General features: G+C 38.7%; 18 protein-coding genes. 8 read left to right on the top strand and 10 right to left on the bottom strand.

What is annotated here, in order from left to right; translation table 11 throughout:
• Positions 1 to 351 precede the first annotated feature (351 nt).
• The 3 genes from EHQ59_RS16245 to EHQ59_RS16235 form a co-directional block, all read right to left on the bottom strand.
• A complete protein-coding gene (locus EHQ59_RS16245) occupies positions 352 to 729 on the bottom strand; it encodes a DoxX family protein (protein ID WP_135620852.1) in 378 nt (125 codons plus the stop codon).
• A gap of 89 nt (positions 730 to 818) precedes the next feature.
• Complete coding sequence (locus tag EHQ59_RS16240) at positions 819 to 1,280, bottom strand: SRPBCC family protein (RefSeq protein ID WP_135620850.1); 462 nt, start codon at positions 1,278 to 1,280, stop codon at positions 819 to 821.
• Between the two features lie 57 nt (positions 1,281 to 1,337).
• Positions 1,338 to 1,661 (bottom strand): metalloregulator ArsR/SmtB family transcription factor, encoded by a 324-nt coding sequence (locus EHQ59_RS16235; RefSeq protein WP_135620848.1) that lies wholly within the window; start codon positions 1,659 to 1,661, stop codon positions 1,338 to 1,340.
• 156 nt (positions 1,662 to 1,817) lie between these two features.
• Between EHQ59_RS16235 and EHQ59_RS16230 the strand changes: the two genes are divergently transcribed.
• Both EHQ59_RS16230 and EHQ59_RS16225 read left to right on the top strand, forming a co-directional pair.
• The gene (locus EHQ59_RS16230; protein WP_135620846.1) at positions 1,818 to 2,051 is read left to right on the top strand and encodes a type II toxin-antitoxin system Phd/YefM family antitoxin; all 234 of its coding nucleotides are present in this window, start codon (positions 1,818 to 1,820) and stop codon (positions 2,049 to 2,051) included.
• Positions 2,048 to 2,434 (top strand): type II toxin-antitoxin system VapC family toxin, encoded by a 387-nt coding sequence (locus EHQ59_RS16225; protein ID WP_135620844.1) that lies wholly within the window; start codon positions 2,048 to 2,050, stop codon positions 2,432 to 2,434. The genes EHQ59_RS16230 and EHQ59_RS16225 overlap by 4 nt, the downstream gene beginning before the upstream one ends.
• 271 nt (positions 2,435 to 2,705) lie before the next feature.
• Here the strand turns inward: EHQ59_RS16225 and cutA are convergent, their stop codons facing one another.
• The 5 genes from cutA to EHQ59_RS16200 are packed head-to-tail and all read right to left on the bottom strand — an operon-like array spanning position 2,706 to position 4,685.
• Complete coding sequence (gene cutA / locus EHQ59_RS16220; protein ID WP_135620842.1) at positions 2,706 to 3,035, bottom strand: divalent-cation tolerance protein CutA; 330 nt, start codon at positions 3,033 to 3,035, stop codon at positions 2,706 to 2,708.
• A 47-nt stretch (positions 3,036 to 3,082) separates the two neighbouring features.
• Entirely contained in the window at positions 3,083 to 3,328 is a 246-nt protein-coding gene (locus EHQ59_RS16215) for a hypothetical protein (protein WP_135620840.1), read from the bottom strand.
• Between the two features lie 5 nt (positions 3,329 to 3,333).
• The gene (locus EHQ59_RS16210) at positions 3,334 to 3,666 is read right to left on the bottom strand and encodes an LBF_4227 family protein (RefSeq protein WP_135620838.1); all 333 of its coding nucleotides are present in this window, start codon (positions 3,664 to 3,666) and stop codon (positions 3,334 to 3,336) included.
• Positions 3,667 to 3,951 carry a DUF883 family protein gene (locus EHQ59_RS16205; protein WP_135620836.1) on the bottom strand — a complete coding sequence of 95 codons (285 nt, stop codon included), beginning with the start codon at positions 3,949 to 3,951 and terminating at the stop codon, positions 3,667 to 3,669.
• An 8-nt stretch (positions 3,952 to 3,959) separates the two neighbouring features.
• Entirely contained in the window at positions 3,960 to 4,685 is a 726-nt protein-coding gene (locus EHQ59_RS16200; RefSeq protein ID WP_012476707.1) for a response regulator transcription factor, read from the bottom strand.
• A gap of 58 nt (positions 4,686 to 4,743) precedes the next feature.
• On the opposite strand from EHQ59_RS16200, the gene EHQ59_RS16195 reads away from it, so the two are divergent.
• Positions 4,744 to 5,160: a DUF4279 domain-containing protein gene (locus EHQ59_RS16195; RefSeq protein WP_135620834.1), complete on the top strand. Its 417-nt coding sequence runs from the start codon at positions 4,744 to 4,746 to the stop codon at positions 5,158 to 5,160.
• Here EHQ59_RS16195 and EHQ59_RS16190 read toward each other — a convergent pair.
• Positions 5,129 to 5,488 carry an STAS domain-containing protein gene (locus EHQ59_RS16190; protein WP_135620833.1) on the bottom strand — a complete coding sequence of 120 codons (360 nt, stop codon included), beginning with the start codon at positions 5,486 to 5,488 and terminating at the stop codon, positions 5,129 to 5,131. The genes EHQ59_RS16195 and EHQ59_RS16190 overlap by 32 nt on opposite strands.
• A 12-nt stretch (positions 5,489 to 5,500) precedes the next feature.
• On the opposite strand from EHQ59_RS16190, the gene EHQ59_RS16185 reads away from it, so the two are divergent.
• Entirely contained in the window at positions 5,501 to 6,472 is a 972-nt protein-coding gene (locus EHQ59_RS16185) for an amino acid--tRNA ligase-related protein (protein WP_135620831.1), read from the top strand.
• Between the two features lie 166 nt (positions 6,473 to 6,638).
• Here the strand turns inward: EHQ59_RS16185 and EHQ59_RS16180 are convergent, their stop codons facing one another.
• Positions 6,639 to 7,031: an LA_2478/LA_2722/LA_4182 family protein gene (locus tag EHQ59_RS16180; protein WP_135620829.1), complete on the bottom strand. Its 393-nt coding sequence runs from the start codon at positions 7,029 to 7,031 to the stop codon at positions 6,639 to 6,641.
• 90 nt (positions 7,032 to 7,121) lie between these two features.
• Here EHQ59_RS16180 and EHQ59_RS16175 point away from each other — a divergent pair, with 90 nt between their 5' ends.
• The 4 genes from EHQ59_RS16175 (at position 7,122) to EHQ59_RS16160 (ending at position 9,508) form a co-directional block, all read left to right on the top strand.
• Positions 7,122 to 7,706, top strand: a complete 585-nt coding sequence (locus tag EHQ59_RS16175) for a DUF6935 domain-containing protein (RefSeq protein ID WP_135620828.1) — start codon at positions 7,122 to 7,124, stop codon at positions 7,704 to 7,706.
• A complete protein-coding gene (locus EHQ59_RS16170) occupies positions 7,707 to 8,519 on the top strand; it encodes a ZIP family metal transporter (protein ID WP_135620826.1) in 813 nt (270 codons plus the stop codon).
• Positions 8,520 to 8,775: 256 nt separating this feature from the next.
• The gene (locus EHQ59_RS16165; RefSeq protein WP_135620824.1) at positions 8,776 to 9,006 is read left to right on the top strand and encodes a hypothetical protein; all 231 of its coding nucleotides are present in this window, start codon (positions 8,776 to 8,778) and stop codon (positions 9,004 to 9,006) included.
• On the top strand, positions 8,996 to 9,508 hold the full coding sequence (locus EHQ59_RS16160) for a hypothetical protein (protein ID WP_135620821.1): 513 nt from the start codon (positions 8,996 to 8,998) through the stop codon (positions 9,506 to 9,508). Before EHQ59_RS16165 ends, EHQ59_RS16160 begins: the two co-directional genes overlap by 11 nt.
• The last annotated feature ends 308 nt before the right edge of the window (positions 9,509 to 9,816 follow it).

The following is a 9,816-nucleotide window of genomic DNA, read 5'->3' as shown; positions in this document are numbered from 1 at the left end:
GAAAGTATTAAATTGGATCTTGTGGCTTAGCTTATTTTTTGATTACAAAATTACCTTTTTCGCTGAACTAGGACAGAGTTTCACTTCTCATTTTAATTTTAGGTTATAATTTAATTTATCTATTTAGTATTCACGACCTGTCTTGGCATTTGTCTACTTCATATGATAGAATTCATTTTGTACTTTTACCTGTGATTGCATATCTATTTCTGATAGGTTATAATATATTCATTAGAAAAACGTTAATATATTTTAATAAAAATAAAAAAGTTCTGGTTATTTTTAAAAACTAGTAATTAAGAATGACCCAGTCTGAAAGAAAAACAACCCCTTCTTCAATTCTTCATCCAATTAACTTTTGACTTTACGATTTTCTGGTCGTAAATACCATGAAATCACGGTTAGGCTTAAAAGTAAAACTGATGGTAAAACTTCCGTTATGGGATGTCCACAAATGATGTGAGAGACCGCCGCTCCAGACATTGCAAAGAAAAATCCTGCATAGGCCCATTCTTTGAGTACTACAAATTTGGGTGCAAGTACAGCTACTACGCCGAGCAATTTCCAAACACCTAAAAGAGTGAGAAAGTAGGTGGGGTAACCTAGTTGGTTTATCTTTTCCACTTCTTCAGGAAGTTTCATGAGTTGGACAATGGCTGTTGATACCATACCGAGGGACAGCCAAAGGGTAAAGAACCAATATAGAATTTTTTTAGTTTTTTCTGACATACACGATCTCCTAATTGAAAATTTGATTCCTTATTTTTTTTAAAGGGAGTTACTACATCCCGATTTACTTATACTTCAGGTGAATCCATTCACTGTTTTATGATGGTTTCCAATCGGTTGTGAGCCATATTGATGCCTTGGGCAAATGGCATTTTTAAAATTTGATCTCTATGTTCCACGGACTTATAGATGATATGCATCTTTAGTTTGGATTTGTTTTCGGAAATTGCTTCGAAGGTAAAAAATTCAAGTTGAATAGGGAAACCTGTGTTTTCCATTTCAAATGTGCGTACAAAACTTTGGTCCTCCACAAGATTGAGTAACACCCCATTGGCTCGAAAGAGTACGTGCCCTTCAGGAGATTTTGTTTCCAATACATAACTTCCGTGGTTTTGTTTTTCAAATTGTAATACTTTGTTCCCCATCCATTGTTCAATGAGTTCTGGCACTGTATGAGCTTGAAACACTAATGATGCTGGTAAATCAAATTCTCTTTCAATCGTTAACTCTTGTTTGCCGTTTTCGGCGATCACTTTTGTTTTGAGTTCCATTTTAAATTTCTTACTATTTCCCTTTTTGTATTCTGACTTTGTTGGCCTTAAGGTTCATCATGCCTTCGGTTTATATTGTTTCATTACGGATTCCAATTTGTTGAATCTGTCGTCCCAGAGTTTACGGAAAGGTTCGATGAAATAGGCAATTTCTTTCATCTTATGTGGGTTTAGGTGGTAGTACATTTCACGGCCGATAGGTTCTCGTCGTAACAAATCACACTCAGTTAAGATGAGTAAGTGTTTGGAAATGGTTGGTCTTTTGGAATCAAATTGGGAAGCAATGGCTCCCGCAGTCATAGACTGGGTGGCCACAAGGAGGAGGATGGCCCGCCTTGTGGGATCTGCAATTGCTTGAAAAACATCTCTTCGTAAATCCATTGTGTAGCCATTTGACTAATCAAATATATGTAGTCATTTGGCAACACAAATTTATGTGGGGAATAAGTGGAAATTCAATTTTTTTTAAAGGAAGGGAGAGACGGATTGGTTCGTATTTTGGTTGACTTAGCCCATTTTGTTAGCTAATCTATATTCATGGAATATAATATTCATGATGCAAAGTCAAATCTTTCTAAACTCATTGTTCAGGCAATAGAAGGAAAAGAAGTGGTGATCTCCAAAGCAGGAAAACCAGTAGTAAAGCTCGTGCGAATTGTTCCTGATCAAAAGAAAAAAAGAAAAATAGGGATCTACCAAGGGGAAACAAAAATCACAAAAGATTTTTTCGAACCACTGCCAAACGATGAAATCTCAGGTTTTTTATCTTGAAGTATTTACTCGACACACATACATATTTGTGGATATTATTTGAACCTGAAAATCTATCTAAAAAGGTTCTGCGCATTGTCGAAAATTCAGAAAATGAATTGTATATGAGTGTTGCAAGTAGCTGGGAAATGATCATTAAGTTTAAAATAGGAAAATTAAATTTACGCCATTCTCCCGCGAAAATCATTTCTGAATCACTCGTTGCAATCGATTGTAAGATTTTAGAGATCACAATGGCACACACATTTGGTCTTCTCAATTTACCAGATTTACATAAAGATCCCTTTGATCGTATTTTAGTCTGTCAATCTAATCATGAAAAGTTGCCAATCATCACCAAAGATTCACTCATCACTCAGTATAAAGTAAATGCAATTTGGTGAATACGTTCTATCCCTGCGCCAGGGACAGGAAGGGCTTGGTCCTAGGAGGCGAAACGCCAACTAGGACGGGAGCGTTAGCGCACCCCAGAGTGGCCCGGTCGATGATACGAAAAGATGATTGTGAGAAAATTGAATTCGAGGCGCCCATAAAAACGAAAATCAAGTCGAGATTGTGATCACCACAAAAGAAGTGTCCCTCGTTTTCGAAAGAAAGAATCGAAAACGATAAACGATGGGCTTAAATGCTAAAGTTCCGCGAGGACTTTTTTTGTTAGCTATTCTTTTTGATTTTATCGGCAACAAACGCTTTGTAGGCGGGGCTACCAAAACTTACGTCCATCCGAATGATTTCAGGTGCAATGTAAGGATGGTGTTTCATAATATACGCTTCGATGGCATCATACTTGTCGGCTTTTGCTTTGAGTAAAATTTTGTTTTCGGTATCAACGGTGATTTTCCCTTCCCAAAGGTAAACAAGTTCGACTTCAGGAAAAATGGTTCCTGATACAATGATGCCTTGTTCCAACATTTCCGAGATATGTTCTTCGGCCATGTCGCGGTCGCCTATTGTGGTAAATACTAAAATTTCTTCCGATGCCATAGTTGTCCTACTGTTGTTACTAGGATCGGCTTCGGAAGGGAAAATCCTTATTCTTTTGGTTGATCCTTTTGCAAATAACTTTGCAAACCTTCTTTTGCTTTGTCGATTAAACCAGATTCACGAAGGGAACGACCCACTCGTTGCCAGAATTTGATTTTGCCTTCCAATTCATTCCATCCAAGTTGTAAATCCATTCGTTTGATCTTTAGTAACATCCGTAATTCGGACAAGGTCATGTCTTTTGGATCTTTATCGAGATAACGGTTGTGGTCTTGGAAAGGATTAAAAGCCATACAGATTATTTACGTAAGACAAAGGATAAAAAAACAAAAGCTAAAAAGATAAATCCAAAACCAGTTCCAAAACTGGATAGGATAGGATCACCATTTGTCAAAAATTTCTGAAGGCTTAAAAAGATTCCGTACGAAACGTACGTTAGTCCAAGCAGGATCAGGGTGAGGGCCGTGAAAACCCAAACTGATTTTTTAACAATGTTTTGGATATAAAACTGTAAGTTTTTTTGCAGATAAAGAAACATCACCTCAACATAGGAAACAAGTTTGGCGATGAAGTCTTCGAAGGTGGCTTTTAAACCACCTTTTTTGCGTTGTTTAGAGTGTTTTTCGTCCAATTATTTCTTCTTAAAAAACCAACCAAGGGCAAGTCCAAGACCAAGTCCTACACCAAATCCAATCACAGCTGCTTTTTGTGGATTTTCTTTTACATAAGTTCCCACATTGTCGATCACTTCTCTTGCGCGAATTGACGCTTCTTCGCTTGCTTTTCCTAACTTTTGTTTGATGTCGCTTACTTGTTCCATATACTTCTCCTTGGCTCTTTGTTCAATTTCCTTGGCTTTTTTCTCATACAACTTAATTTCGTCGATGAGGGACTTTTCTTTTTTCACTTCTTCCATAACGTATGTTAGTCTGGCACAACTATGTTTTCAAAATTGTCAGTGAAACGATATCCAATTCCCCAAATGGTTTCAATCCATTCTGGTTGCGCAGAATTTTTTTCCAGTTTGGAACGAATGCGTTTGATATGGCTATCAATCATCCTTTCAAATCCATCCCATTCCACTCCCCAAACTGATTCCAAAATCATTTCACGAGAAAAAACTTTTCCTGGAGAACCAGCTAAGAGTTGTAAAATGTCGAATTCTTTACGAGAGATGTTGATGATGTTTTCGTTTAAGGTAACACGACGACGAATGGAATCAATTTTTAAGGCGCCACGAATGATCTCACCCGCTTGTCCCACATTTGGTTTGATCCCAATTTTTTTATCCCAACGGCGAAAGAAAACATCCACACGAGTCTTGAGTTCCCGAACCGAAAATGGTTTTGTGATGTAATCATCAGCACCTAACTCGAGTCCCATGATCCGATCAATTTCTTCCGTTCTTGCAGAAAGGATAAAAATTGGAGTACTTTCGTCTGATTTCCGAATGCTTCGGCAAATTTCCATACCATCAATGTCTGGAAGTGAAAGGTCAAGAATCACCAAATCAGGATGATTGGATTTATAAAATTTCAATCCATCTTCGCCATTTTCAAAAACGGAGGTGGTGTAGTGAGCAGAATCGAGAGATTTCCGGATTAGGTTCCCGATGTCCGGATCGTCCTCAATTACCAAAATATTTTTCATGTTTTTCCCTTGAGTTCTTTCTCAATTTGGTTCTTGTAGTAGAAAAAAAAAGTAAAAAATGGAATCGGGAACACAAAGAGAACTAAAATCGTGGGCAATGTTTGCCATTTCGGGAACCAGGCTTCGTCCCTTGGAAGTGACGGAAAAATTGGGTCTCACACCTGACTATTACCACGGTGGAGATGTAAAAGACATCGAAAATATGACAATTCCAAGTCATTGGCAGCTCAATTCCAAATTGGGACCTGAATCCCCAGCCCAAGATCATATCTGGGACATCTTAAAGACCCTAGGTCCTGTGCGAAAAGAACTGAAAGAATTCACGGAAAACTATGAATCGGCGATCTATTTGTCGGTGGAGTTTGCTTCTGAGTACACAAAAGGGGTCACTCTCGACAAACGAACGATGCTTTTGTTAGGTGAAATGGGCGTGCAGCTGGAAATTATCCCCTGGGATCTCGATGAGACTCTCTAAGAATCGCTTCGCTCGGGAACACAAGTCTGACTAGTCCAAATCGTTTGAGGTAGTGGTAACTGGATCGGTTAAGCCCATTCAAAACCATGACTCGTTTTTTTAAACGTAAGTCTCTTGCCATATTCAACAGTTTGGTGAGAAGGGTGATGGGAAGGTATGGTAAATTCGATAGATCCAATTGGATATGAGATCTAGTTTGGAAAAATAACATATGCATCACGGAGTCCAGTTCTTCTTCCATCTCTGCATGCACTTGTTTGGATAAGATGACAATTTCATAGGCGTTTTGAATTTCCCTTACATTTAAGTATTTTGTTTTTTTTGCCATCGGAGGTTAGGTTTGCAGGTTCTACCAAAAGAGACACTCATTTTTCGTTCGCGATTTTTACAAACCGTAAGAGAGATTCTCTCAAGAAATGAATTTTTGGAAGTGGATACACCGACTCTCAAACCCATTGTGGGTATGGAACCCTACCTCGATCCCTTTGAAGTGAAGTCTCCTTCGGGGAGAGAAAAGGGATACCTCATCACATCTCCCGAATACAGCTTAAAACAAATGATGGCAAAGGGTCTATCTCGTATCTTTGAGTTGGCTCATACCTACAGGTCAGGAGAGATGGGAAGTTTTTATCACACCAAAGAGTTTCTGATGTTAGAACTCTATGCAGTGGAGATGGATGAGGAAGTGTTACGGCATTTTATAGAAAAATTTTTACGCGAATTGATTTTTACTGTAGGGGAACCGAAACTTCACAACCAACTTTCCAAACCAGGTTTCATCCGTCATTTCACAGTTCAGTCAGTGTTTCTCATCCATTTAGGGCATGGATTTGAAAGAGAGAATTTGATCCCAACCATCATCAAACAAAAGTTAACTTCTGCTTCCTTTGAGGAATTACAAACTTGGCAATATGAAGATTTGTTCTTCTTAGTGTTCTTAAATTGTATTGAACCTAAACTCGGAGAAGGGATTGTTTTTTTGTATGATTATCCTCCGGAATGTGCGGCCCTTGCTCGGATTGAAAATGGCGTTGCCAAACGGTTTGAAATCTATTGGGATGGATTGGAACTTGCCAACGCCTTTTATGAATTGAATGATCCTATAGAACAACGAAAACGATTTGCCGACGAACAATCATTACGTGCCAAACTGAATAAGGAAGTGTTCCCTATGGATGAAGATTTTTTACAGGTTCTCGGGAATCGGTTTCCCGATTGTTCGGGAATCTCGATTGGAATGGACCGACTCTTAATGAAGCTTATGGGAAAACAATCAATTGGGGAAGTGAGTCCGTATTGGATGGAATTGTAGCAAACACTCTTTCGATTGTGAGCCTTGTGACTTTTTTCTCCACGAACTTTTTAAGATGTTGGAAAAGGATCGATGGAAGTGGAAATCCGAAAGTTGTCATCGGAATGGCAATCCAAGGACAACTTCCTCCCTCCATTTGGAAGATTTAGAATAGAGATTTGTTTCTTTACTCCTCTGGAGATTGGAATTTTTCACAAGACTCTGGAACTTTTCCTTCTTCCAAATCAGAACAAGAAAAAGAGGCCATTTCTTTGGCACAACGTTTCATGTCTTCGATGTCTTGTTTTGTCAATTTTTTCGTGGGTTTGTCGTTTGTTGGTTTTTGGCCTTCCACAATATAGTTTTTGTAACGAGACTCACAGACGTTTCCATTCACAAATTGAGATTCGACCATCTTTCGTTGTTCAGGAGGTAGGTCTTTTAATTTCTCTTTCATACATTCAGAAGATTTAGCACACATTTTTTTAGAAAGGGCTTGGAATTCTTTTGCATCCTTTAATGTTTGTGAGGCGATGACGAGTGGGAATAGCAAAAACAAAAAGAAAAAAATTTTTTTCATACAAAAACCATATCGTCTAGTGGCCATTGGTAAAGAAAAAATTTAGAAAAAAGATTGCAAGGGACACGATTTGCATTAGGATTTTCGCCCATGAAACGAATTGTAAGCCTCCTCCTCGTGGGATTCACCTTTTCCCTTGTGGCGCAGAATCTGACAGAACGCACACCCGTGAGTTTTGCAACTGAGCCAAGTACAATAGAAGAATTCAAAGCCATTCAGGTTACAACTGCTACGACACCCGAAGGAGCCGCGGCCATGCTTGTACTTGCGATGTCGATGTATGGCAAAAACCCTGAGTTAGGTCGTAAGGCAGTGACTCTTTCTGTCCTTTCTAAAAATAGACAAAAGTCAAATAAACCAACAGCCGTTGATGGTGTGGATTTAGGAGGAAGTGATTCTTACTTAATGGGGCAACTTGACAAATACAAGATGTTGCCAAATGGGTATTGGAAAGGGGCAGAACCAGCTAACGGATATTCGCCGAGTTTACCTCTCACTGTAGAAACATTTACCAATCCTTACTCAGGGGATGAAACGACTGGAAAAATCAAACTCTTTGTTGCCACAAAAGGTGCTTCTAGTTTTCGGCCAGTGAGCGTAGAAAAAGATGCCGATGGACTTTGGCGTGTCAAAGAAATGAGTTCTCTTTTTGTAGGGATGATGCCCGCAAAATAGATGTTAAATTTTCTACTCTCTCTTCATCCAGTGGTTTTGGCTCTTTTTGCCACTGGGTTTACTTGGTTTTGCACTGCGTTTGGAGCCGGTTTTGTGTTTTTCTTTCGAACCGTGCCAAGACCTGTATTTAATGCCATGCTTGGATTTGCCTCTGGCATTATGATTGCTGCCAGTTTTTGGTCATTATTACTCCCTTCGATTGAACTTTCGGAACATGCAGGCCAACCTGCTTGGTTTCATGTGAGCCTTGGGTTTTTATCAGGTGGACTCAGTTTGTACTTTCTGCATAAACTACTTCCTCATTTACATGTGGGTTTGGAAGAAAACAGATTGGAAGGAGGGAAGTCTTCTTTCCAAAGGAGTTTGTTACTCATCCTTGCCATCACTTTGCATAATATTCCAGAAGGACTTGCGGTAGGTGTCGCCTTTGGTGCCTTAGGTGATGGATTCACATACGAGGCTCTAATGGCCGCAGTGGTGGTTGCCTTTGGCATTGGGATCCAAAATATCCCTGAAGGAGCTGCCGTTTCGATTCCACTGCTTCGAGAAGGTTTTAGTGCCAAAAAAAGTTTTTGGTATGGCCAACTTTCTGGATTTGTGGAACCCATTGGTGGTCTTCTCGGTGCAGCTCTTGTGTTTTATGTAGCAAGTATCCTTCCGTTTGCACTCTCCTTTGCGGCTGGTGCGATGATCTTTGTGGTCGTAGAAGAATTAATTCCAGAATCGCATACGGGGAAAGAAACCGAAATGTCAACATTGGGTGCGATGTTTGGATTTGTGCTGATGATGGCTTTGGATGTGGGGTTAGGTTGAAGGGGGAGAGGATTGGTACGTAGAGATCCCCGCCCTATTTGGACTGGGTGGGGTATTCCACCCGCCACCCAATGGCTCCTTCTACCACATATCCGTAGTTTTGTGAACTCATTTCCTGAAATCTAAAAAATTTACTTAGAATAAGTTCATATTTTCACGTATATTCTGTTTTCTCGATGATTGCGAGAGGCACTTATGGGATCCAAGGGAATAGTTGGGTAGATGCCAAAGACTAGTTCCTTGTGATATTTCGTTAATGTTACATAGAAAAACAGATTCGATTGCAAGAATTTCTGGACTGCCAAGGGCGAATGATAGAGAAATGACAAAGAGTAACATTACGATTCACAAAGACAAACAAGGGAATTTTACTACGGTGACTGATCATTTTGAGCGTAAAACTTATAAGTTGTCGGAATGGAATCGGAAACATGAAACAAAAAATCCACAACCTTGGGTTAAAGCACATATAGTCGATGAGATTTAATAGATGCAATTTTATTAATGCAATACTAGCACTAGTATTACAAATATCATGTAAAAATGAAGGTACAGTTTTAGAAATAATCTTGGAAAAGAATCAAACAGGATATTTTTTACTTTATTTTGGCTGTGAAAATGGAAAAGAATTGAAGTCAGAGGAGGATAAAATTTTTATTTCAGACCTATCACCTGGACCAAATTACTTTAAAAATAAAATTACGCGTAGGTATTCTATACATTATTATTTAAAGAAAGGAAACGAATTGGTTTATGCTTTTGATAGCACTGTTCTGGGGTTTGAATATTTCCCGCCAAAGAAAGGTCAATATTTTGTCATAAAATCATTTTATGGTGGAAATGGTAAAACTTCAGTTGTAACATTCTTTACAGGCATTGACAATCACAAAGATTTCTCAAGACAAAAAATGGAAGAATTAGATTCCAAATATTATAAAAGATGTATTGAATCTCGCCAAAATAATGATAGCGAACATGATATTCGTTAAATGAAACGCTTATTGCAAACGGGAATCAAAGATTTCTAGTGCAAGCAAAAAGTTTAAACCAAAAATACTTTGATCACTGCCCAATACCCAACTATCAGGTAATGCAATGGAAAGAATTTTAAGTCGAATTGTTTTTATTTTAATTGTATTCCCTTGGCTCATATTTTCGCAAACGAAAGTGATTATCAATACCGAGTTTTTAATTGGAACATGGTACTGTAGCCTGATTACATAAAACGGACACCTTTTTTTCGCAGAAAAAGCAAGAGGTGCCAAGTGAGCAGACGATCAAAATACTCTCCGGAGTT

It is taken from the genome of Leptospira kemamanensis (genome assembly GCF_004769665.1).
In the GTDB taxonomy this organism is placed as follows: Bacteria; Spirochaetota; Leptospiria; order Leptospirales; family Leptospiraceae; genus Leptospira_A; species Leptospira_A kemamanensis.
The sequence above is the reverse complement of the archived record's forward strand: the minus strand, read 5'-3'. Positions and strand labels throughout refer to the sequence as shown.

Coding starts and splice junctions, on each gene's coding strand:
- EHQ59_RS16215 (WP_135620840.1), bottom strand. CDS start 3,328: ATGGCTTTTAATCCTTTCCAAGACCACAACCGTTATCTCGATAAAGAT.
- EHQ59_RS16165 (WP_135620824.1), top strand. CDS start 8,776: ATGTTACATAGAAAAACAGATTCGATTGCAAGAATTTCTGGACTGCCA.
- EHQ59_RS16175 (WP_135620828.1), top strand. CDS start 7,122: ATGAAACGAATTGTAAGCCTCCTCCTCGTGGGATTCACCTTTTCCCTT.
- EHQ59_RS16205 (WP_135620836.1), bottom strand. CDS start 3,951: ATGGAAGAAGTGAAAAAAGAAAAGTCCCTCATCGACGAAATTAAGTTG.
- EHQ59_RS16195 (WP_135620834.1), top strand. CDS start 4,744: ATGGAATCGGGAACACAAAGAGAACTAAAATCGTGGGCAATGTTTGCC.
- EHQ59_RS16160 (WP_135620821.1), top strand. CDS start 8,996: ATGAGATTTAATAGATGCAATTTTATTAATGCAATACTAGCACTAGTA.
- EHQ59_RS16245 (WP_135620852.1), bottom strand. CDS start 729: ATGTCAGAAAAAACTAAAAAAATTCTATATTGGTTCTTTACCCTTTGG.
- EHQ59_RS16240 (WP_135620850.1), bottom strand. CDS start 1,280: ATGGAACTCAAAACAAAAGTGATCGCCGAAAACGGCAAACAAGAGTTA.
- EHQ59_RS16230 (WP_135620846.1), top strand. CDS start 1,818: ATGGAATATAATATTCATGATGCAAAGTCAAATCTTTCTAAACTCATT.
- EHQ59_RS16170 (WP_135620826.1), top strand. CDS start 7,707: ATGTTAAATTTTCTACTCTCTCTTCATCCAGTGGTTTTGGCTCTTTTT.
- EHQ59_RS16235 (WP_135620848.1), bottom strand. CDS start 1,661: ATGGATTTACGAAGAGATGTTTTTCAAGCAATTGCAGATCCCACAAGG.
- EHQ59_RS16180 (WP_135620829.1), bottom strand. CDS start 7,031: ATGAAAAAAATTTTTTTCTTTTTGTTTTTGCTATTCCCACTCGTCATC.
- cutA (WP_135620842.1), bottom strand. CDS start 3,035: ATGGCATCGGAAGAAATTTTAGTATTTACCACAATAGGCGACCGCGAC.
- EHQ59_RS16200 (WP_012476707.1), bottom strand. CDS start 4,685: ATGAAAAATATTTTGGTAATTGAGGACGATCCGGACATCGGGAACCTA.
- EHQ59_RS16190 (WP_135620833.1), bottom strand. CDS start 5,488: ATGGCAAAAAAAACAAAATACTTAAATGTAAGGGAAATTCAAAACGCC.